At 39.4% G+C, this 24,885-nt stretch carries 10 protein-coding genes and 3 pseudogenes; 10 read left to right on the top strand and 3 right to left on the bottom strand.

Annotation, left to right across the window (positions count from 1 at the left end; genetic code table 11):
- Positions 1-7 precede the first annotated feature (7 nt).
- From H6G68_RS23580 to H6G68_RS23570, 3 genes and pseudogenes are all read right to left on the bottom strand, one after another.
- Positions 8-2,989, bottom strand: coding sequence for a GAF domain-containing hybrid sensor histidine kinase/response regulator (locus tag H6G68_RS23580; protein ID WP_190908825.1), 2,982 nt, complete (start codon positions 2,987-2,989; stop codon positions 8-10).
- Between the two features lie 50 nt (positions 2,990-3,039).
- Positions 3,040-6,576: an ATP-binding protein gene (locus H6G68_RS23575; protein WP_190908824.1), complete on the bottom strand. Its 3,537-nt coding sequence runs from the start codon at positions 6,574-6,576 to the stop codon at positions 3,040-3,042.
- A gap of 93 nt (positions 6,577-6,669) precedes the next feature.
- A pseudogene (locus tag H6G68_RS23570) lies at positions 6,670-6,939 on the bottom strand (sensor histidine kinase); the annotation flags it as partial.
- A gap of 521 nt (positions 6,940-7,460) precedes the next feature.
- Between H6G68_RS23570 and H6G68_RS23565 the strand changes: the two are divergent.
- The 10 genes and pseudogenes from H6G68_RS23565 (at position 7,461) to H6G68_RS23515 (ending at position 24,800) form a co-directional block, all read left to right on the top strand.
- On the top strand, positions 7,461-7,754 hold the full coding sequence (locus H6G68_RS23565; RefSeq protein WP_190908823.1) for a Nif11-like leader peptide family natural product precursor: 294 nt from the start codon (positions 7,461-7,463) through the stop codon (positions 7,752-7,754).
- Between the two features lie 183 nt (positions 7,755-7,937).
- The gene (locus H6G68_RS23560) at positions 7,938-11,252 is read left to right on the top strand and encodes a type 2 lanthipeptide synthetase LanM family protein (protein WP_190908822.1); all 3,315 of its coding nucleotides are present in this window, start codon (positions 7,938-7,940) and stop codon (positions 11,250-11,252) included.
- A gap of 109 nt (positions 11,253-11,361) precedes the next feature.
- Positions 11,362-11,716, top strand: a pseudogene (locus H6G68_RS23555) (transposase); the annotation flags it as partial.
- A gap of 340 nt (positions 11,717-12,056) precedes the next feature.
- Positions 12,057-13,238, top strand: a complete 1,182-nt coding sequence (locus H6G68_RS23550) for a hypothetical protein (RefSeq protein WP_190908821.1) — start codon at positions 12,057-12,059, stop codon at positions 13,236-13,238.
- A gap of 37 nt (positions 13,239-13,275) precedes the next feature.
- Positions 13,276-14,190, top strand: a pseudogene (locus H6G68_RS27390) (IS4 family transposase); the annotation flags it as partial.
- Positions 14,191-14,685: 495 nt separating this feature from the next.
- Positions 14,686-14,895, top strand: coding sequence for a mersacidin/lichenicidin family type 2 lantibiotic (locus H6G68_RS23535; protein ID WP_190908818.1), 210 nt, complete (start codon positions 14,686-14,688; stop codon positions 14,893-14,895).
- A 532-nt stretch (positions 14,896-15,427) separates the two neighbouring features.
- Positions 15,428-18,691 carry a type 2 lanthipeptide synthetase LanM family protein gene (locus H6G68_RS23530; RefSeq protein ID WP_190908817.1) on the top strand — a complete coding sequence of 1,088 codons (3,264 nt, stop codon included), beginning with the start codon at positions 15,428-15,430 and terminating at the stop codon, positions 18,689-18,691.
- 158 nt (positions 18,692-18,849) lie between these two features.
- Positions 18,850-20,289 (top strand): NHLP bacteriocin system secretion protein, encoded by a 1,440-nt coding sequence (locus H6G68_RS23525; protein WP_190908816.1) that lies wholly within the window; start codon positions 18,850-18,852, stop codon positions 20,287-20,289.
- A gap of 271 nt (positions 20,290-20,560) precedes the next feature.
- The gene (locus tag H6G68_RS23520) at positions 20,561-22,759 is read left to right on the top strand and encodes an NHLP family bacteriocin export ABC transporter peptidase/permease/ATPase subunit (protein ID WP_190908815.1); all 2,199 of its coding nucleotides are present in this window, start codon (positions 20,561-20,563) and stop codon (positions 22,757-22,759) included.
- 7 nt (positions 22,760-22,766) lie between these two features.
- The gene (locus tag H6G68_RS23515; RefSeq protein ID WP_242045370.1) at positions 22,767-24,800 is read left to right on the top strand and encodes an ABC transporter transmembrane domain-containing protein; all 2,034 of its coding nucleotides are present in this window, start codon (positions 22,767-22,769) and stop codon (positions 24,798-24,800) included.
- Positions 24,801-24,885: the final 85 nt, after the last annotated feature.

Genomic DNA, 24,885 nt, shown 5'->3' with positions numbered 1-24,885 from the left:
CATTACCTTACAAGTCACGGGTATTTGTTTGGGTCAATTCCAGAATTTCGTCAAAACAGAAGCGACGCACTAAATCAGTTAACGCGGCTGCTAAATCAGCATGAGCATCAGGAATTTGAGTAATGAGTTGTAAAATGCGATCGCCATCCACCTCCAAAGCAGCTTGATGTACTTCAACAATCCAATCACTCGACATCACCTGAGTTAAGTCACGATATTGTTGTCCTTTGTCTGCATCCTTGCGACTGGGTATTGGTTTCGCCTCTGTAGTTTCTGACTTTTGTGCATAGATGTACTGAACTCCCAAATACTCAGCCATCTTGTCAAAAATCATATCAATGGAGAATGGCTTACGGACAAAATCATCACAACCAGCAGCTAAAATCTCTACACGCTGTTCCTCAAAAGCACTGGCAGTCAAAGCAATAATCACCGTCTGGCTGTCTAGTTTAGTTTTTTGCATGGCTTTAATCTGCTGTGTGGCGGCGTAACCATCCATTAGAGGCATACGCATATCCATCCAAATCAAGTGGGGATGCCACTGTTGCCACATCTCCACTGCTTCCTGACCATTTGTCCCATGACGGGTTTCAAAGCCCACAGATTTGAGTAATTGCGATAATAATTCTCGTGTTTCTGGGCGGTCATCAACTACAAGAATTCGGTAGGCTGGTTGATTGGCAGCGAGTTTTACCACCTGCCGTTGATTGACTATTTCTATTGGTGGTTGAGTAATTTGCACTTGTACATCAAAGTGAAAAATCGACCCTTGCCCCAAGGTACTAGTGCAGTGAATATCTCCTCCCATTAACCTGACAAACTGGCGACTAATTGCTAGTCCTAAACCTGTTCCTTCTTTTGCTTGCTTTCCACTACTTGTTTGCACAAAGGGTTGGAACAGTCCTTCAATATCTGCGACAATCATGCCACATCCGGTATCTTCTATCTCGAAGATGAGGGATTGGGTATTGGCGATTGGGTACTCAAAAGAGTCTAACTCATTTTGATTAGTTTCTTTCCTAGTTCCTAATCCCCGATTTCCAGTACCCAAATTTACACGCAGCTTCACTACTCCTTGAGCCGTAAACTTAACGGCATTACCCAACAGGTTAATTATTACTTGGCGTAGTTTACCTTCATCTGTAATCACGTACTCAGGTAAATCTGGTGCCAGTTGAAACTGTAGTGATAAACCTTTAGCTTGAGTTCGGACTAAAAACATTTCTGCCAAACTTTGCAGCAACAGGTGTAAGTTGAAGGGAACTGGGTTTAATACTTGCTTTCCCGCTTCAATTTTGGACATTTCCAGTACGTCATTAATTAGGCTCAGTAGGTGTTCACCACTGCGGTTGATAGTTGCCAAGTAATCCCGTAAGTGACCTATCAAGTTTGAATCTCGATTCATCAGTTGGGCAAAACCAAGAATGGCATTTAGCGGTGTCCGCAGTTCATGACTCATATTCGCCAAGAAAACACTTTTGGCGCGATTGGCTGCTTCGGCTACTTCTTTAGCTTGTTTGAGTGCTGCTTCTGCTTGCTGTCTGGCGCGACCAATGGCAATCAATTCTCCTACTAGTTTCAGCAAACTGATATCTTCTTCGCTCCAAGTTTTGCTGTGGTGAATTACGTCTGCACCTATGCATCCCACCACTTGATCACCATGAATCATCGGTACTATCACTGCCGATTGAATCCCTTGTGCGGCAAAAAATATTGTGTCTGGGATATGGGTTGGTAGTTCAGCGACACAGGAAAATTGTACGGTGTTACCACTGAGAATTTGACTGTGGCAATGGGGCAGTTGATGGGCAGCGTTTGTTACCTGTGTGGATAATAGCTCAACACCAAGAGCAGACCATTCATAAATCAGGTAGAATCGGTTTTGGGCTGCGGAAAGTTCAAATATAAAGCTACGTTCGGCTTGGAGAAAATGAGCGATCGCCTGTAGTGTAAAATTAACAGCTATCTCTGCATCTTGGTCGATGAACTGGCGGGAAATGCCACTGAGTAAACTTTCTCCTGCGGCGCGATGCTGGAGTTGTAATTGCGTATTCTGAAGTTCAGCTGTTCTCTGGTCAACTCTTGCTTCCAGCGTGGAATAGAACCGAGCATTTTCAATGGAAATGGCCGCTTGTGAGGACAGCAGGTTTAATATTTCTAATCGCTCTTGGCTAAAGGCTCCTGTTGTCAGATTATTTTCTAGATAGACAATTCCTACAAGTTTGCCTTGATTCAATAGCGGTAGGCAAAGAATTGATTTAGGCTGGCATTTTTGAATGTAAGGATCAACTATGAATTGTCCCTCATGGGTGGCATCATTCAAGATGATACTTTCTTTGGTGCGGGCAACGTAGTTGATGATTGCTGGTGATAATTCTAGTGAGGTTTCAATAGGTAGAGATTGCAAAACACTAATGCGCTCAGTAGATTGGATATCATCACTATTCACTGTTCCCTGAGCTTCTATCAGCAGTGTTCCTTGATTTTCTAAAATCAAAAAACCTTTTTGCGCCCCAGCATTTTCTATGAGGGTTTTCATCAGTTTAGCTAGTAGTTCATCTATAACTATCTCACTTGCCAGAGCTTGATTTGCTTTAATCACTGTTGTTAAGTCTAGTGCTTCACCACTACTACTGCCACTTGTTGATGAAAGAGAATTTGGGGTTTTGTTAATTCTGGTCTTTTGACTTACTTCTAATGTTTGTAATAATTGCGGGTATCGGGTTTCTAAATCTTTAACCTTGGCTTTTGCTCCCCATATTTCATAACAATAGCGAGCATCTTGCATATATACCCTTGCTATTTTTTCTTTGCCTATTGCTAGATAAAATTTAGCTGCTAATTCGTTTGCTAGTGCTTCTTCGTTGATATATTCATTTTCTTTAGCCAGAGTAATAGCTCGATCATATAAGTCTATAGCTTGATTATTTTTGTTTAAAATCCGTTGGATTTCAGCTTCAACTAAATAAAATTTGTGTAGATAATTCATAGGAGCATAATGCGCCCATTTTTTTAGCTTTTCTTGATTAGATTTTAAAGTTAAAAATATTTGTTTTTGTTGCTTTTTAGTGTTTTTTTATACCCAGATAAATTACTTAAAGAATCATAAAAATACAATACAGGAATACTCATACTTCCTGCTGCACCCTCGAAATATTTTTTGGCATTTTGGGAATTTTCTATAGCTTGTTCATAATCTTCAAATAAGAAACATAATATTAATTTATAAAGATATATATGAAAAATAGAATTACGGTCATTGACGGCAATATCAATAGATAATCTCTCAATTTCATCATATAATTTTCCAATTAAATAACAAGGTTTTTTAGACTCTCCCATTAAGTTTAATAGCATCTGCCGAGATAAATTAATATTATTTATGTTGATTCCTTGGTGGATTTTATTCACCGTATCAGCATATTTAGATAATTCTTCGCCAAGAGTTACTAATTCCTTGCCAACCATCCAAGCATAGGTTGCATAAATGCCTATAGCATAAGCAGAATATTCTAAATCTCCTGTTTCTATACCTAGAACATAGGCCTCCAGCAATGCGGGTAAAGTTTGACGACAATGTTCTTTCCAATGTCTAATTCCATAACTCAATATAACCAGTATCCTTGTTCCTAGTTTTTGGGCGTTAAGTTTTTGTAAAAATTTAAAACCTAGTTGCCCAAACTTATATCCAGACTCAATATCACCTATAGTTCCACAAAGTATTATTCCATAATATAGATACATTAATAATACTTTGTCGTCACTGCCATATTTAATAGATAAACTGATAATTTTAAATGTCAATAAAGGAAATAATTCTGGTTTAGCAATATAGGCAGCAGAAGCTATAATATTAATAATTCGTATTGCTGTTTTCTTTTCTAAGTTTTGAATGTCCGATAGATTTATTAACTCATCAATGCGCTTATCAAGCAAGTGTAGTTTGAGAGTAAACAAACCCATCATAATGTTTAACTTACTTGGGTTTTGAGGAAAATTAATTCCCAAAAACTTCAAAACCTTAATTCCGAGTTGAATCGCTTCTATAAGCTTACGCTGAGTAATAAGAGCAACAATTTTTACTTCATAAATCTTGATTTTGTCCAATGTCAATTTAGCATTTTGCAATCCTATAGAAACAAATTGCTCCATTTCTTGATATTGACCACATAAATAAGCAGCTTCTGCTACTTCTATATATATAATTAGGGTAAGATCATATTGTTTTTCCCACCTATTTGCTGCTAATAATTGCACAGATTTTTGTAGATAGATAAAAGCAGATTGATAAGCTGTTGATGCTTTTGCTTTCTTGGCAGCAATCAGGTTTAGTTTAGCTAATTCATCTCTCTGATGTTGATGATCAATAACATCAATAGCATTATTTAGCTGATTAACAATATCAAACATTTTTTCTTCTTGTTCCTGAATTGAGGAATTCTGGAGTAGTAATTGACCAATTTTTAAATGAATAGCGGGCTTTTGCTGTTCTGGTATGAGGGAATAAGCAGCTTGTTGTACTCTGTCATGGATAAATTTATAAGCAACTCTTGTATCAGCATCAATAAGTTGTGCTGAAATAAGTTTGTAGCTGTTGCCAATAGGTACCACTAGACCTTCTTGAACAGCATTCCTTAGTTTTTGTTCTGTGATTACTAAATTACTGTTATTAATAACCGACAACAAAAATAAATCGAATTGATTACCAATACAAGCCGCTAATTTTAAAATTTGTTGCGTGGACTCTGGTAATTCAGTAATCTTATCTGCCATTAACTCAACAACATTTTCAGCAATAGGTGCGGCTTTAATTCGCGCGATATTCCATTCCCATTCTCTTTGAGTAATGTTAAAGTTGAGTAGTTGTTTATTATAGATAAACTTTAAAAATTCTATTAAGAAAAAAGGATTACCAGCAGTTTTTTCTAAACCTAATTTTGCCAAAGGTAAAGCTCTTTCCTGTTTACATTTGAGTGAATCAGAAATTAATTGGCTGATGGAAGTGATTTCTAAAGGCTCTAGATATAAATAATTAATTGTTACTTCTGCCTTTTTAATATTATCAAGAGTTAAAAACAATGGGTGTGCTTGACTGACTTCATTATCTCGATATGCACCTATCAAGAGCAAATATTTTTTCTGCTGTTGCGTCATTAAATATTCAATCAGGTTTAAGGAAGCTATATCTGCCCATTGCAAATCATCTATAAAAATTACTACTGGATGTTCTTTTTGAGTAAAGACGCTGATAAAGTTTTGAAAAACTAAGTTGAAGCGGTTTTGTGCTTCCTTCGGCGGTAATTCTGGTACATCCGGTTGAGCGCCAATAATTAATTCAACTTCTGGAATAACATTAATAATCACTTGGCCATTGCTTTGCACAGCAGCCAGCATTTTTTCTTTCCAAGCTGCTATCTCTGCTTCAGTTTCTGTTAGCAGTTGTCGCATCAATTCTCGCCAAGCTTGAATTAAAGCACTATAAGGGATATTGCGTTGTAATTGATTATATTTTCCAGAGATGAAATAGCCTCTTTTCTGGGTTAGGGGTTGATAAATTTCTTGTACTAATGCTGTTTTTCCGATTCCAGAGTATCCAGAAATGAGTATGAGTTCACTGGTTCCTTGGCTGACTCGTTCTACTACTGCTTTGAGGGTGGCAATTTCGGTTTCTCTACCATACAGTTTTTGCGAAATCTGGAATTTATCGGAAATGTCTTGTTGGGCTAGTGAAAATTCTAAAATTTTACCTGTTTGTTTTAATTGTCGTAAACATTCTTGTAAATCTGCTTGTATACCAATCGCGCTGTGATATCTTTCTTCAGCCGTTTTTGATAATAATTTGATAATAATATTAGAGATATCCGGGGGAATTTCAGGATTTATCAGATGTGGTATTATCGCTTGTTTAGCAAGATGACAATGTACCAGTTCCATTGCATCTGCGGCGGCAAATGGTAATTGATGAGTAAGCATTTCATAGAATGTTACACCCAAGGAGTAAAAGTCTGTGCGGTAATCTATGACTCGATTCATTCTTCCAGTTTGTTCTGGCGATATGTAGGCTAGAGTCCCTTCTAAGATATTTGGATGGCAAAGATTTGGCGTTTCTCGCGTTAAGATGGTGGCGATACCAAAGTCAATGATTTTTACTTGTTGTGTTTGAGGATGAATAATTATATTGGCTGGGTTGATGTCATGATGGATGATATTTTCGGCATGAATTTCTGCTAAGGTTTGGGTAATTTGAATGCCTATCTCTAAAAATTCTTGGAGAGGCAGTTTTCTCTGTGATAGGAGTAACCTTAGAGATTCACAGCCATCATCTTCAAAGATAATCGCCAGTGTATTTTGATATTTTTCTAAGCTTTTGGCTCGGACTGTTCCCTGGAGTTGTAAAGAACTAACTAGTTGATATTCTAATTTATAACGGGCGATCGCTTCTTTAGTTGGATAATCTTGCTTGAGAATTTTAATAATAACTGGTGACTCATCTTGCTGGCAGATTCCCCTGAATACTAGGGAATTATCACTTTCATAGATTTTGTTTAGGTTGGTGTAGCCAAGAATCTCAAACATAGTTGCACTATCTTACAAGCCACGAATATTTGCTGCGGTCAATTCCAGGATTTCGTCGAAGCAGAAGCGACGCACTCAATCAGCATAAACATCATGAAAGACAACTCGCCCTGCTTCAATCTTAGACATTTCTAAGACATCATCAATTAGGTTGAGCAGGTGTTCGCCACTGCGGTTGATGGTTGCTAAAGATTCCCGTTGTTTGGGGTTGAGCGTGCGATCGCGCTCCATCAATTGGGCAAAACCCAGGATAGCATTTAATGGTGTCCGCAGTTCATGGCTCATATTCGCTAAAAACATACTTTTAGCACGGTTAGCAGCTTCTGCTGCTTCCTTGGACTGGGTCAGTGCTTCTTCGGCTTTATGTCTAGCACGACCCATAGCTAGGGCGTAATACTTTTTAGCCTACGAAGGTCCCTGGTGACACTTGGAGTAACACTAAGCTGTTAAACCTTTAAGTTTGACATTGAGGTAGGCAGGGGTGCTTTCTTGCAGGGGGCTGGGGAGAAGGATTAACGCTTTTTCCACAAAATGAAAAATATGCAATTTAAATGCCGATTAGCTTACCCCTAAAAATGGCCACTCCACAGCGATCGCCAACGACGGGCCGGTACACCATCGCACCTAATCAAAAAACGAACTCCTTGCTATGCAAAGCCATGGAACTCTTATTTTTACTAGCGTTGATGAGCTACCCATATACTGGAAGCCTAATCAAAAAATTTTTTCTAAAATTGCATTTTCTCCCCTAGTTTTACCCGATTTCTCTCTAAATTAAAAGCAGTTAAGCAGAGAAAATTGCATCGGGTAAATGCAAATTACCTGCTGTAACGCAAAAACTAACTTAAACGTATTTGATTTCTAAATCAATAGGAGATTATTCCATGTTATCACAAATCAAAGAATTGCTCACCAATGCTCAACTGCAAGAGAAAATTAAAGGAGCTACTACCCTAGCAGAAACTATGCAGATGATCGCGGCTGCGGGTGCAGAGAAAGGCTACAAAATCACCACTGAAACGATTTCTCACATTTTAGCAGAGTTAACTGCTGTAGAATCCTACGAACTGAGCGAGGAGGAATTACTTAGCGTCAGTGGCGCTCGTAGTGGGCATACCTCAAGGATTGACGTTCATTGTACGTCTGGAAGTTGCTCAAACCATTGCACACCTACTTAGAGCAGCTATTAACTAGTGAGCATACCTCATTGATTGACCCCCAGCCTCCTCTTTTTTAGAGGAAACTGGGGGGATTCAGGCAACGCAAATTATATAAACAATTGATTTTGTCCTATTCAGTTAATCACTGATTTTTGGTTCTGAAATTCACAACATAGATAGTATCTAAAGTAAAGTATAGCCATGATTCAAAAAATTGTTGCTTTTAAACAGCAGAGCGCAGTAGAAAGCTTCCTAAAAATCATTGCCGATGCCAGTTTTCTTTGGGAACGCCTGAATGTAGAAAAATTTTTGATTGATATTAATCAACTGAATGAACAAGAGATTGATAGTCGTCTTGATCATTGGTGTCAAACCGTGGCACAAGGTAAATGGGATATTTTGCAAAAACGCTTGCAGTGGGACGGATTAGACCTGAATACTGTTCGTCAGCGCATGGGAACTGTACAAATTGTTGCTCTTCAAAATTTACCAGACTGGGCAAAAACCTTGCAACAAATCATGCAACCTTCCGCAGATTTTATACTTACTAAGGAAATATTTCTAGCAGTCACTCCTCAAGATCCGCTCCCTTTTGAAGATGTACTTTTGCGATTTGTTTGGGTTGCTAGGCAACAGTTACTTAGTCGCTTTGGTTGTATTGAATTGACCAAAGATGATTTCCCTTTATCTCATCTCACAGAAGTTGCTTACCATTCTTTAGAGCGTAGTCTACTGCAACGACTAGCAAAAATTTGTTACAAGACTTTGGATTTTGAATTTGCTCAGGTTCGTCCATTTGGGTCAAATCTACTAAATTTGTTACAAATAAAAACAGAAAACAACAACAATAAGACTTACTACAATCAGTTTGTTAATCAACTCCTCCAAGATGGATTACTGACATTCTTTCAAAAGTATTCGGTTCTGGGTAGGCTAGTAGCAACAGTGATAAATTTTTGGGTAGACTCTACTGCCGAGTTTATCCAACGTTTGGCTGAAGATACACCAAACATCCAAAGAACTTTTGGTTCAACACACGCCAACGACAAAATTGCTGAAATCCAAACCTCTCTCTCCGATTCCCATAAGCAGGGGAGAACAGTTTTTGTACTCACATTTGAGTCTGGACTTAAATTAGTGTATAAACCCAAAGGTTTAGGGATTGAGGTTGCTTTTAACCAATTTTTGCACTGGTGCAATCAACATAGTCATCTATTGGAATTAAAAACCTTAAAATTACTCAACCGAGATACTTACGGTTGGGTAGAATATGTAGAACATCAGCCCTGTCATGATGAAGCTGCTGCTTTACGTTTTTATCAACGAGCTGGTATGTTGATGTGTGTAATTTATGCTCTTCGAGGTACAGACTGCCACAACGAAAACGTAATTGCCAGTGGTGAACATTTAGTTTTAGTGGATGTAGAAACTTTGTTACATCACGAGCCTCATGTGTTGGAAAACTTCTATAATAACCAAAATGAGGACGAAAAAATAGCAGAGCAACAGTTTCTTAATTCGGTACTGCGTACCGGACTATTACCAGAATGGAACTTTAGTTCTGATCGCCGTATTGCCTTCGATATCAGTGGCTTAGGTAGCACCACTACACAACAAGCTCCTCAGAAGTTTCCTTATTGGCAATCAATAAATACTGACAATATGCAGTTGCAGTATAAATATGGCGAATTACCCATTCAAAAGAATGTTCCTTACTTGGGTGATATTGCTTTATCCCCCATAGATTATCAGGAGTCAATTGTGACTGGGTTTAAACAGATGTATCGCTTTTTGATTGCACATAAAGATGATTTAATTGCTCCCGATAGTCCACTAACAGGTATGCAGGGGCAGCAAGTACGCTTTATTTTCCGTCCTACCCGCATCTATGGGACAATCTTGAACAAAACATGGTCTCCGGATTATCTCAAGCATGGAGTTGATTACAGTATTGAACTAGATCGCCTCAGTTGTGCGTTTCTATCTGTTCGGGAAAAACCAAATCCATGGCCAATATTAAATGCAGAACTGCAAGTAATGGCACAATTAGATATTCCCTACTTCACTGCTAATACAAGTAGTGATGAATTGAGTGTAGGAATTAATCAAGAGATTGCTAACTATTTCCAGCAACCTAGTTATCAACAATCTCTAGCTCAATTGCAGGCTATGGATGAAATTGATTTGGCTCGACAGGTAGCAATCATTCAAGGTGCTTTTTACGCTCAATTAGCGCAAACCTCTATTGGTCAAAGCCAGACATGGGAAGCCGAAACATTACCTGTGCTAAATTCTGGGCAACTTATTGCAGAAGCAGAAGCGATCGCTAATCAACTAGAAAGTAGAGCTATTCCCGATCCTGACGGCAGCGTTAACTGGATGGGCTTGGGTTATGTAATTAGTGCGGAGCGATACCGATTACAAGTATTAGGCTACAGTCTTTATGAGGGACGCTGTGGAGTGGCGCTGTTTTTATCCGCACTCAATCAGATGACTAAACAGCCACGCTTTCACGATCTGGCATTGAGAACATTACAGCCTTTGCGTCAGCAAATTCAGAAACTTGATCTAGAATCTCAGCAACGCATAGTACGTTTAGTAGGAATTGGCGGTGCATCAGGTTTGGGTTCTATGATTTATTCTTTCGTGAAAGTTAGTCAATTTCTAGGTGATGAAACTTTATTAGAAGATGCTCAAGCATTAGCCAATTGGATCACACCACAACTGATTGTGGCTGATAAATATTTAGATGTAGTCGGCGGTGCTGCTGGATGTATTTTAGCGTTATTGTCCTTATATCAAGCAACTGGGCAGGAAAATGTCTTAGTGAAAGCGATCGCCTGCGGAGAGCATTTGCTTACACATCGCTACAGCCACGAAGGTGCGCCAAAAGCATGGCTTACTCTTGGGGAAAAACCTTTAACAGGGTTTTCTCATGGAGCAGCCGGAATTGCCTATGCTTTGCTGCGGCTATATGCAGTAACTCAGGAGCAAGTTTACTTACAAGCTGCTCTTGAAGGCATTGAGTATGAAAACAGCATTTTTTCGAGTTCTCATGGCAACTGGCCAGTCTTTCCACGGATAGAGCTGATGAACAAGCCAACCTCCTTTGAAACAGTATGGTGTCACGGATCAGGCGGAATTGGCTTGGCACGTTTGGGTAGCTTAGGGATAGTGAAGACATCAGAAATAGAAAGAGATATCGAAATTGCTTTACAAACCACGCAAACAAAAGGTTTGAGCGTCATTGATCATTTATGCTGTGGCAATATGGGCATAGTTGAGGTTCTCATGGTGGGTGCAGAACGCTGCTCTCGTTCTGATTGGCATGAAGCTGCTCTCCAGAATGCTACTAATGTAGTTGCTAGAGCCAAACGGACTGGAGCTTATCAACTTTTTGCAAATTTACCCAATTCAGTATTTAACCCAAGTTTCTTTCAGGGAACTGCTGGGATTGGTTATCAGTTGTTGCGTTTGGCTAACAACAATCTCCCATCTATATTGTTGTGGGAATAAGGTTGTTTTATATAGCAATACTGTAGCCAAAAAAAGAGTATAAAAAGAGGGCTGATGTAGTAGAGTTATAGTCTTCCAAAACAACAACTCGAAAGCTCGCGCCTTGCCCATGTTCGATATCCTAACACTATTGCAATGCCTGCTACCAGAAATAAAAGTGACGACAATGCGCCAATTGAACTCCTTCATCATGGCCATGTTAGCCATGAGCGGGCGAGTGACGATGTTGGGAATATCACGTTGGACGCTGAGTGGTGGTAGTTATCGTACAGTAATTAGATTCTTTCGGACAGTCATACCGTGGGCAACAGTGTTCTGGGTGTTTTTTCGGCGGCATTTGTTTTGTCCAAATGATGTTTATTTGTTGGCAGGAGACGAAGTAGTAATAAGCAAAGCCGGGGAAAAAACCTATAGATTAGATAGTTTTTTTCAGTCTAATAAGCAAACCAATATTGGGGCTATCTTTAGTTTTTGACTACGGTAGATTTCTAATTTTTTTCTATAGGGTAGCAGCAGCGTCTTTTATATAGGACTCATGTTTTATTTCTGAAAAACTAAATTCGCTAGAAGCTTGGTATCGAGACGTTTGTTTCATAGTATCTTTAGCAAGATTCAAGTATGATCCCTATAGATACATTTATTATCTCGGTAAATGTTTTTCAATAAATTATTCCAATTAGACGTAAATATTTAAGATTTGTTCCTGCTATACTTAATCAGTATCGTTACATTTTTTGTAACAACAATTGATATCTATAAATTAGATGATATCGTAAAGAAGTCGCTAAAAGCCAGAAGTGAACTATGAAAACATTACTATCAAATATATGTTTAGGATTGCTATTATCTAGTAACTTCGCCATGATGAATACAACTTCTAGTATTGCCCAAAATCCCAGTGTTCAAAAAAATAGCCCACGACAAAATATAAATTTACCTAAATCTATCAGTGATAAATTATTACAAGATATGGCATGGAAAACTTTTGTTCCACGTCAACAAGTAAAAATTATAGAAACTAAAGAAGCAACATTTGACGGTTGTTTAGGTTTAGGTCGTCCAGAGGAAGCCTGTCCAGCGATCGCCCTTTTTGGATGGAAGGTAAAAATACAAGCTAGAGAACATATTTGGACTTATCATGTTACTCAAAGAGGTAATTTTAAAGTTAATACTCTAGCGAGTTTATCTAAACAAGTAGCAGATGAGTTACTAACAGAAGCAGCATGGCGTTCTGATTTAGAACCTAACAAACTTCAGATTTATGCAGTAGAAAATAAGACTTGGAAAAATAGCTGTTTAGATTTACCAGGAATCAATAATTGTATTAATGCAAAAATGCCTGGTTGGCAAATAACTGTAATAGATAATAAACAACAAAGTTGGGTGTATCGAACTGGTTTAACTTATACAGTTTTATTTGATGCTAAAGCCAGTAAAATCCAGAAAAATATTCCCTCGAATTTCCCTCAAGAAAATATTAATGTGGTTTTAAAAGATATGTCCAAGCGAACAGGAATTTCTTTGTCAGAATTACAAATTATGAAAGTAGAACCAAAAACTTTTAATGGTTGTTTAAATATTGCTACTCCAGAAACAGCCTGTAATAAAATTGCATTATCTGGATGGAGAATAGTCGCCCAAGGATATCAACAACGCTGGGTTTATCATCTAGTGAATGGTCGAGGATTCAAATTAAATGGTATAGAAAGTTTACCAAAAAATTTAGTTAGAGGAGTCCTAAAAGATGTCTATTTTCCTAATGAAAAACCACCAGCTAATTTAACTCTTTATTGGGCTGAACAAAAAGTTTGGACAGATAGTTGTCGGGGTGCGGTTATTAATAATCCTCAAGACCGTAAAAATCTTTGTCAACCGGGGTTTTTCCCAAGTTGGATAGTGACTACTACTAATGGTGCAACAAAGTGGGAATATCATACAGGTATTTTTTATGGTACAAGTTTGGAAAAAACAATTAATCAAAAATGATAGATGAAAGGTGGTAAAAATAGGTTAATTAGTGCTTAAAGAAAGTCAACGTTGGTTGGATGGATTAGAAACTACACAAAATTTAATCCCGTCAGGAATTCAAGTAGTAACAATAGGTGATTCAGAGGCAGATATATTTGACCTTTTTAGCCTCAAACGTCGAGAAAATTCCCACTTACTAATTCGTGGTACTCACAATCGAAAAGTAGATCATTGTGCCAAATATTTACATCAAGCTATTCGTCAAATTCAACCTTCTGGAACACTGACTATAGAAATTAAATGCTCTCCAGAACATAGTGCCAGAAAGGCGACACTAACAATTAGGTTCACGAGTTTTGATATTCAAGTACCATTACACCATATTGGGCGTTTACAGCTAAAACCTGTGAGGTTACAAGTAATTTTGGCAGAAGAGGAAAATCCGCTACCAGGAACTAATTCGATTAGTTGGTTATTAATTACTAGCCTCGATATTAATGGCTTAGAAGATGCTGCACGTTGTGTTCAATGTATACTTACTGTTGGTTGGTAGAACGTTATCATTACACATTAAAAAGTGGCTGTGGCATCGAGAAATTGCAACTGGAAACTGCTGACAGAATTCACATGGCACTGGCTACTGGCTACTTATACAATTGTCGCTGGGCGTTTATTATGGCTAACTTATGAAGCACGAATTAATCCAGATTTACCCTGTGATGTTGTTTTGGAAAAGAATGAATGGCAGTCTTTATGTGCAACTATCAACAATACTCCCTTCCCACCAGAAAAGCCACCTTCTTTGCGAGATGCTGTGCGAATGATTGCAACTTTAGGTGGCTTTTTAGGTCGAAAAGGTGATGGAGAACCTGGTGTGAAAACTATTTGGCGTGGGCTGCGACGCTTACACGATATCGTTGCAATCTGGCAATTACTTCACTCTGATTCCACATCTGTTGTCTCTACTTAACGATTGCCTACGGCACTGGCGATAGCGTAGCGTGGCGTTAGCCATAGCCAATCGCCTCCGGTACGCTACCCGATTTTCTACAACCTTTATCTTGTCTGTTTTTCAGCCATGTTAAGAAAGATGTGGGTAATGGATAGCCTTAGTAAGGCAGGGTTGGGGGGGATATCGATTAATTCTGATACTTTTAAAACATTATCTAAGAAGTGGCGAGATTTTTTTATTTTCATCTATCTAGGCTCAGGCAATTGCCTACAAGCTCAACGCATATATCTGCAACCACAAATACCCGATTATGCCAAAAGGTACAATCTCAGTGTTTCCTAACCCAGTTCACAGCCTTTGGAATATCACCAAAAAAATTTTCTCGCTTTGCGATTTTCTCCCCTAGTTCTCCCCGATGTATTTTTACTCTAATAATCATGAAACGGATGGAACAAAAAACAAAGTTACATCCGATATCAACCAAAAAATGTTCATTAAAAAGAGGTAACTAAAATGTCTCAACAAGATATTATCCGTGCTTGGAAAGATGAAACCTTCCGCAATAGCTTGAGCGAAGAACAACTCTCTCAGCTACCAGAAAATCCTGCGGGTATTCTGGAATTAGAAGATGAAGAGATGAAAGAAATCAATGGCGGTAGGTATGTAGATTCTAATATCACCTGCGATATCTATTGCTGGTATTGGTCTTACTTCACGCGATAAACATTAGTCATAAAATACAACTAGCCGCAATTTAATGCTTGATAATTTTACTGTTTAAAATTTTGCTTTGTGAAATTATCAGAAGCTGAACCTAGTTTTCAAGTTGATCTCATTTTTTGAAATCATAGTAAGGTTTTAAGTATTACTTTGCGGCTCATTGCAATCTAAATATAAAATATCTTTCAGGAGGCAGGAGGAACCCACGTTTAAAAACGTAGGATTGGAGCAAGGACGCTTTGTATCTCGTGCTACGCATTTCGATACAATTCTTTTTTGAACTGGGCTTTAAACCCAGAACTAAAGTTTTTATTCATACTTCTTTCCTCCTGCCTTCTGCCTTCTTTGTAAGTATTTAGACATCAGCATTGAGTGAAAACTTAGTTGGAGTCCAATTTCCTATAGCTTGGGGTTTTATATCTCAAAAACAGCAAGCTTACCCATTTTTGTGATGACAATAGCTAAAAGCTGAATGCTTACAAATAATTCATTTTAATAAAATGCTCTAAAAAACAATAACTAGGAAGTTAATCTGATGAATCGCACACATTTGCAATCTCCTGATTGGTATCGCGCTACTCTGTTAAAGGAAAGAAAGGAAAGAACTGCTTCATTACCAATTATAGAAGAAAGGGAAAAATTTATTACCGATATAGCTCGACATAAAATTCACAAATGGCAGTCGCAATCTCCTTTTAATGAAGATTCATTTTTTCATAAACGGCTATCTCTCGATAATCTGACTGAAAGTGAACTTCTTTACCTTTTGAGCGAACCGAGCGAATCAGTAAAATCTCGTCTGTTTAAAAAACCTACTTGGTTGCTAGAGTTGGAACAGACTTTCTCTGATTTTAGTCCTAGCGATGTCTTGACTCGAATATGTTTAGATTCAGAGCTAATAGAAGTAGAGTTTCTATACGCCATCGAACCTCTAATTAATCAAGCACTAGAGAAATTAGATCAAGAAATTAAAACTTTGCTCGAAACCAGGCAAGATTTACCTTTAGATCCTCAAACAATCAGACTTATATTACTGGCTGATTTACCAAAAAAGCTACTTTCAATTTTGAGTCGCACGATGGTCTTAGAACTTAACGTTGCCCGTCTCCAGGGTGTCTTAAAAAATGAGACATCAAAGGAGCGATTTCAGAGCTTTATCGAACGTCTAAAACAACCAAAACTCGCCCTAGCTATCTTTCAAGAATACCCCGTACTAGCGCGTCAATTGACGATTGTCATTAACCATTGGCTAAAAAACAGTTTGGAGTTTATTCGACATCTATGCAGCGATTGGGAAGATACCATCAATACATTTAATCAAGGAACATCGCCAGGTTTGCTAGTTGCTTTAGAAGGAGGATTAGGAGATAGCCATCGCGGCGGGCAATCAGTTATGATAGCTAAATTTGAATCGGGCTTAAAGCTAGTATACAAACCGAAAAATCTAGATGTTGACGTACACTTTCAAGAACTCCTTGCTTGGTTGAATAAACGGGGCAACCATCCCCCTTTTCAACTCTTGAAAATTCTTAATTATGGCGATCATGGCTGGGTTGAATTTATAGAAGCAAAAAGCTGTACTAATGTAGAGCAAATACAGCGTTTCTATGAGCGGCAAGGCGGATATTTAGCTTTATTCTATGCTTTAGCAGCGACAGATTTCCACCACGAAAATCTGATCGCCATCAGCGAGTACCCGATAATGATCGATTTAGAAGCGCTCTTCCATCCCTATAACAGTGAACTAGATAACTCCCAATCGCAAACCCTCGCCAATCTTCAAATGGCTTACTCGGTTTTGCGGGTGGGTTTGCTGCCTCGGAAAAACTGGGGTAACGACAAATTAGAAGGTATTGATATTAGTGGATTAGGTGGATTACCCGGACAACTTATCCCCAGAGGGGTGTCTAGTTGGGAGGGGAAAGGAACTGATGAAATGCGGCTAACTCGTGAGCAAGTAGAGATGCCCGTCGGTAAAAATCTCCCAAGCCTGGATGGAAAACTCGTTAATGTTCTCGACTATAGCGAATCGATTATTGCCGGGTTTACCTCAATCTATCAACTCTTAGTCAAGCATCGAGATGAACTCCTCTCCTTGGATAGCCCTCTCACCCGTTTCGCAAATGATGAAGTGCGCGTCATTTTGCGTAACACAGCTACTTATGCGAAGATACTCTGGGAAAGTTGCCATCCCGATTTATTAAGAGATGCACTAGATCGAGAGCGGTGTTTTGATCGCCTTTGGATTGATGTCAAATATCGTCCAGAATTAGAGAAAGTCATTGCCGCCGAACAACAGGATTTGTGGCAAGAAGATATTCCCATCTTTACGACTCGACCGATGTCTCGTGATTTGTATACCAGCACTGACGAGTTAATTCCTGACTATTTTACCCAATCTGGCATGACCATTGTCCAGCAACATCTCCAGCAACTTAATCAACAGGACATGAATCGCCAGATTTGGTTTATCCGCGCCTCTCTCGCTACCTTGGGACTGGAAACCGAGCAACCTGAATCGGCAAAGAGAGAACCTCTGCACCTGACCTCAATAGGACAGGACAAAAAAACAGAAGAAAAAGGAAATAGGGAGCGGCTTTTGTCTGGTGCGATTGCGATCGGCGATCACCTCGAAGAGCTGGCACTGCGCGGAGAAGATGACGCGACGTGGCTAGGGTTAAACTGGATGGACGAGAAACAGTGGTCTGTCCGTCCGTTGAAAATCGATCTCTACGATGGCATTTCAGGTATTGTATTTTTTCTCGCTTATTTGGGCGAGCTTACTGGGGAGAAACGCTACAAGAATTTAGCGGAAGCAGCCTTAAGAACAGTACAAAGACAAATCATCGAGCGAGATCAAGGCTTCATTAAGTCCATTGGTGCTTTTAACGGTCTAGGTGGAATTATTTATACCCTGAGCCATTTAGGAAGTTTATGGAATAAGCCATCCTTACTCTCAGAAGCACAAGCACTCACCGAACTGCTTCCCTCCCTGATTGCGGAAGATGAACGGTTAGACATCATAGCTGGATCGGCAGGATGTATTGCCGGGTTGATCACTCTTTATCGCTGTCAACCTGACGAGAAAATTTTAGCACTGGCGCGACAATGTGGGGAACGCTTGGTGAGCCAAGCAACCCCCAAAAAGCAGGGAAGAGCTTGGGTGATCAAAAAAGGAAGCTCCGAAGCTTTAAGTGGCTTTTCTCATGGAGCAGCGGGTATTGCTTGGGCGTTATTGGAACTTGCTGCTTTGACGGGAGAACGTGATTTTTACCAAGCCGCCTTAGATGGGATTACCTACGAGCGAAGTCTCTTTTACCCAAAATTGAGTAATTGGCTTGACTTGCGAGAAGCACCAACCAAGGATAAATCAAATCAGCACTACTGTATGACTGCTTGGTGTCATGGTGCGCCTGGTATCGGTTTAGCAAGGCTACGATGTCTCCCTTATATAGACGATTTGGCAATTCGAGCCGAGATTAATACAGCGATCAAAACAACCTTAGAGCAGGGATTTGGGTTCAATCACTCCCTCTGTCACGGAGATTTAGGCAACCTAGAACTAATTTTGCAAGCCAGTTCTATCTTGCAAGATAGTCAATATCAAATACAACTTGATTGTCTGACGACGCTCATCCTCGACAGTATAGACAAGCAAGGCTGGCTTTGCGGTGTTCCCTTGGGGGTAGAAACACCAGGGTTAATGACCGGACTTGCAGGTATAGGTTATGAATTGCTACGCCTTGCGGAACCTGAAAAGATTCCCTCTGTGCTGGTATTAGAACCTCCTAAACTATGAAAGTTCAGAAGTACCCTATGACTAATTTCCTGGCATCGTACTTTACCTGATGAACACAGACTATTTACCTTTACCTCCCCTAGTTCTCCCCGATTGATCTCTAATCTTAATAGTTATCAAAGTATTCCCTTAGCAGTTCTAGGCACTGGAGAAGTACAATGCAACTAAAACAAAGTAAAATTTTCCGTCAAGAAGCCCTTGACCGCCTATCTTCACCAGAAAGACTAGATCAGGCAATGCAAGTTGTCAAACCCCAAGCATGGTTGTCTTTATCTGCGATGGGCTTTTTGGTTGCAGTTGGAGTATTGTGGAGTGTTTTTGGCAGAATTCCTTTGACTGTTACAGGACAAGGTATTCTAATTCGTCCCCGCCATGTAGTGCAATTTCAATCTCCTAGTTCTGGTCAATTGCTTAACTTGAAAGTCAAGCCTGGAGATGCTGTGAAAAAAGGTGATGTCCTGGGTATTATTGACCAATCTGCTTTAAAGCAGCAATTGCAACAAGAGCAAATCAAGTTACAGCAATTACAAACTCAAAATGACGAGATTAATAAGCTTAAACAGCAGCTAATTGACCAACAAGTTTTAATCTTACAACAGCAACGAGTTGATTTAGAAAATAGTTTACAAAGAGAACAGGTAACTCCTAGATTACGAGATCAAACACTTACTTCCATAGCACAAAAACGTCAAAATTTCCAACAAAGAAAACAACAAATTAGCTATTTACTCAACACCTTAAAAAAGCAAGTTGAAAATAGACGCAATCTTTTCCAAGAAAGTGTCATCAGTCAAGACTTGTTAGTACAGTCAGAAGAACAATATTTTAATACCCAAGCGCAATTTCTAGATATTGAAAGCCAATTAAAAGAACTTGATATTCAAACAACTAATACCCAACGAGATTATCTGCAAAATCTTAATAAAAGTGATGAAATTAAAACTAAAATTAAAGATATAAATACTCAAGAAGCAAAACTAATTGCACAAGACCGTAAAGAATCCATCGACAAAACAAATCAAATTCGAGAAGTTAAGCATCGCATTGCTCAATTAGAACTGCAATTAGTGCAAGAGAGTAGAATCATCAGTAAATACGATGGTCAAATTCTAGAAGTTAGTGCTATTCCAGGTCAGATTATTAATTCCGGTACTCGTTTGGGAGCAATTGAAGCTGAAGACCCCAAAACCAAACTCATGAGTCTTGTTTACTTTGCCAATAAAGATGGTAAGCAAATTAAGTCAGGGATGTCTGTACAGGTGACTCCCAGTTTTACTAAACGCGAAAAAGAAGGCGGTATAGTTGGGGTCATTCAGAATATTTCGGCTTTCCCTGTAACTACACAAGATATTGCAGCGATAATTGGTAATCAAGAAATAGCAGACAGCCTTGCAGGAAAAGGTGAAGGACGAGTTCAAGCGTTTGTGCAACTACAAGAAGACTCAACTACATTTAGTGGTTATAAATGGTCATCTTCGTTAGGACCAAACCTCAAAATTTCCTCTGGTACAACTACAACAGTACAAGTGAAAGTAAACGAAGTAGCGCCGATTTATTACATCCTTCCTTTACTTCGTTCTTGGACAGGTATTTATTAAGTTGCAGGTCAGTTTCAGCTATCAATAATCAGTAATCAGCTTCCACATATCGGTTACAAGTTTGTCATAAAATCAGAATCTTGCCAAATTCCACAAGTGTTGATTAGAGAAATTTACAGGCTGGTATTTGTGTTTAAGAGCCTCGTGCTGACGGCTGAATGCTTACTTTTTTCTAAATCACCTATAACTCTATCAGGCTAAAATTCTCCCCTAGTTCTCCCCGATTAGAAGTTAAATTACACTAATAGATTACAGTATTGTATAAATAAATATGTTATTTTCTCCGCTATCCCATCTGTTTCACCACATAAAACCTTATCGTATCCGCACTCCTACTGTTTTACAAATGGAAGCTGTAGAATGCGGTGCTGCTTCTCTGGGAATTATTCTTAGCTATTATGGCTGTATTGTACCTTTGGCTAAATTGCGGGAAGTGTGTGGGGTTTCAAGAGATGGGAGCAAAGCATTTAATATTCTCAAGGCTGCTCAAAATTATGGTTTAGATGCTAAAGGTTTAAAAGTACCTCTGGAAAAGCTGAAAGCTATTCGTCCTCCATATATTGTTTTTTGGAATTTCAACCATTTTCTTGTTGTTGAAGGATTGGGCAACAAACGCATCTATCTTAATGACCCAGCTTCAGGTCGCAGGAGTATTTCTTTCGATGAGTTTGACCAAGGATATACAGGTGTAATTCTGGTGATGGAACCAGGGTCAAACTTTCAAAAGGGAGGCAAAAAAAGTCATATTATCTCTGCTTTAACTGCACGCTTAAAGAACTCATGGGGTACTATCCTCTTTTGCTTGTTTGCAGGGTTACTTTTGACAATTCCCCGGTTAGCAGTACCAGCTTTTTCTCAGGTGTTTATTGATGAAGTTTTAGTTCAAAACCGTCAAGAATGGTTGCGTCCCTTGTTGCTAGGCATGATCATTACTGGTGTATTGCGGGCGTTACTTGCGAGATTGCGGCTGACTTATCTGCGGCGCTTGATGGTGAAGTTATCGGTGAGTATGTCAGGGCAATTTCTCTGGCATATTCTGCGTTTACCTGTTGGGTTTTATGCTCAACGTTATGCAGGGGAAATCAGCAGCCGTGTGCAAATTAATGACTCAGTTGCAGAGGTACTTTCAGGACGTTTAGCGACAACGGTAATTGATTCGGTAATGATGTTTTTATATCTGATAATTATGATTCAGTACAATTTGGTACTGAGTGCGATCGCAGTTAGTTTTGCTGCTATTAATATTCTTGGTCTACAATTATTATCCCAAGCTCGTGTTGATACTAATTTGCGGTTAGCGCAGGAATATGGCAAAGTTTCTGGTGTTACTGTTGCTGGTATCCAAACTATAGAAACTGTGAAAGCTTCTGGTCTAGAAGATGATTTATTTTCTCGATTTGCAGGTTACTATGCTAAAGCACTAAATACTCAGCAAGAATTAGGTTTACAAACTCAAATTCTCACGACATTACCAACAATTTTGACTACCCTGACAACAGCTTCTATTTTGCTTGTTGGTGGTTTAGAAGTCATGGACGGCAAACTCAGTATTGGGATGCTAGTTGCCTATCAAAGTTTAACGCAAAGTTTTCTAGAGCCAGTTAATAGTTTAGTTAATTTCGGGAGTACCATGCAAGAGTTAGAAGCTGACTTAAACCGCCTTGATGATGTTTTGCAAAATCCCATTGATTCAGAAGCAGATAGACAAACAGGGGAGGAAATAATCAGTTTTTCTTCACCTAAATTGCAAGGTTATGTAGAGTTGCGAAATGTCACCTTTGGTTATGGTCGTTTAGAGCCTCCGTTAATCGAAAATTTGAGCTTGACTATTAAACCAGGACAACAAGTAGCATTTGTAGGTAAAAGTGGTTCTGGCAAGTCCACTATTGCTAAATTAATTTGCGGTCTTTATGAACCTTGGGATGGGGAAATTTACTTTGATGGTATTCCCCGAAAAGAAATACCCCATTCTGTTCTCGCTAACTCATTGGCAATGGTTGAGCAGGATATCTTTTTATTTGCTGGGACGGTGCGCGATAATATTACTCTGTGGGATCAAACTGTACCAGAAAAAGATTTATTTCAAGCTTGTGAAGATGCAGCCATCAACAACCTGATTTTATCAATGCCCGGACAGTATGACGCAGAATTAATAGAGGCAGGGATGAATATTAGTGGTGGTCAACGCCAGCGTATAGAAATTGCTCGTGCTTTGGTAAACAATCCCGCAGTTTTAGTGCTAGATGAAGCAACCAGCGCCCTTGATCCCGAAACTGAGTTAATTATTGACCAAAATCTGCGCCGACGCGGTTGTTCGTGTATTGTTGTCGCCCATCGCCTCAGTACAATTCGTGATAGCCATGAAATTATTGTGCTGGAGGGGGGCAAAATTGTCCAACGGGGTAGCCATGAAGAATTGTGGCGACAAGGCGGCACTTATGTTCGTTTGATTAAAACAGAAGAGGCTTAGAGCAACAATGTTGTACACTCAGGTGAATCGTTCTGTGCGACTATACGGCATGAAGGTTAATGAAACACTGGTGCTAGACGATTTAGAAACGTTATGGGTGGTACAGTCTGGAAAATTGGCATTGTTTGCAACTACAGTCAAGGATGGTGCGGTTGCGGGTCATCGTCGTTACTTATTTAGTGTCAACACTGGTGAAGCTTTATTTGGTACAGTGCCGTTAGATAATGATATCGTCCCAGGAAAATGGGTATTTCAAGCAATAGCTGTAGAACCTACGAAATTAATTCAGTTACCAGTTAGTGAGCTAGAACAGCGCATCGTCGTAGCTGAACCTGAAGCCATTACACTTATAGAAAATTGGGTATACAATCTGGGTCAGGCTGTCAAGCAACAACAAACTGTCTTGACTATGCCATTAAACCTCAACCAAACAAAACTTGAGCGCAGTTTTGCACTATCGCCAGGTGAGGAACTGCAAATAAGGCAAAAAGCAGTATTTTGGGTAAAATTCCACCAAGGTAAAGCTCGTTGGTTGGGAATTGAAGAACTTATTTTGAATTCCGCCTCCCCAGCTTTTCCACTTACAGCGGGTATGTGGTTGGAAGCCGAAGATATAGCTGTGGGAATGATGTTATCTACTGTTGAGTTAGAACCAGCCCAACTGCAAGCAGGTTTGGTAAATTTACATAATTATTTATTTTTTTATTTCAGTTTACTACTCAATCAAGAAGCAGAGGCAGAACATCGCAGATTTCAAGAACGCGAACAATTAAATCGGCAAATCGTAGCGGGAGCTTTGGAAGAACTGACAAGTGTTTTGCAGCCACAGCAGGAGACTGTGTTTTTTCAAGAAGGTACTCCTCTGTTAGTAGCAATGGGAGCAATTGGAAGAGTTGTGGGAATTACTATTCGTCCCGCGATTGCAGATGATCTCAACAATACCAAAGATTCTGTAGCAGCAATCGCCCGCGCTTCCCAAATTCGTACCCGTCGCATCACCTTGGCAGATGGTTGGTGGCATCAGGAACTTGGTCCCCTGTTGGCTTTTACTCAGTGGGAAAAGCGCCCAGTAGCTTTGTTACCAGTCAGAGGTAAGGGTTATGAACTTTTTGATCCCGTTGCACGGACTCGTACACCTGTTAACAAATATCTGTCTAAAACACTATCACCGGAAGCTTACGTTATTTATCGACCGTTACCCCAAGTTATCAACAACGCTATTGATTTACTGAAATTTGGCATCAAGGGGATTGAAAAAGATATCGCCAGTATTTTGTTTTTGGGGATAATTGGCACATTATTAGGAATGATTACCCCACAAGCCACAGCAATTTTAGTGAATCATGCTATTCCTGATAGCGATCGCTCTTTATTATGGCAGATTGGGTTGGTATTGTTGGCAATGGCTTTTGCTCAGTTAGCTTTTAGTATTGCCCAAGGTATTGTGACTTTGAGGGTACAAAGTCTCACTGATAGCACTCTACAACCTGCGCTTTGGGATCGTTTACTTAGATTAAGTCCGGCATTTTTTCGACAGTACACCTCTGGCGATTTAGTCCGGCGTGTTATGTCGGTGAGGGAGATTCAGCAAAAATTGAATGGTGCTACCCAAAGAACTTTGTTAAGTGGCATTTTTGCTTTATTCAATTTAATCCTCATGTTTGTTTATAGTTGGCAACTGGCTTTTGTGGGGATGGGCTTAGGATTATTAGCCAGTATAGTCACTCTTATTTCTAGCTTTTTCTTAGTTAAGAAATCACGACAACAACAAGAAGTAGATGGGGCAATTTATGGACTGACTATTCAATTAATTAATGGAGTAACTAAACTGCGGGTGGCGATGGCAGAAGAAAGAGCCTTTGCAGCTTGGGCGAAAAAGTATAGTCAGCGCATCAGATTAAAAGCCAGCGCACAACAAATAGCTGATCTGGTTTCTGTGTTTAATGAAGCTTTGCCTTTGGTGAGTGCTGGGATGTTATTTGGATTTGCAATTACCACACTACAAACATCATTAACAATAGACATCTCCGGAAATAGCTAAAGTGTTACTGCCACTGCTTTTAAAAGTGAGATGCCCCAATGCAAAGGTAGCTGGCTGGTACGCTAAAATAAGCGTTAGAGATGCC

The sequence above is a fragment of the Anabaena catenula FACHB-362 genome (assembly GCF_014698735.1).
Taxonomy (GTDB): Bacteria; Cyanobacteriota; Cyanobacteriia; order Cyanobacteriales; family Nostocaceae; genus Anabaena; species Anabaena variabilis_A.
This window is presented reverse-complemented; position numbering and strand designations above follow the sequence as displayed.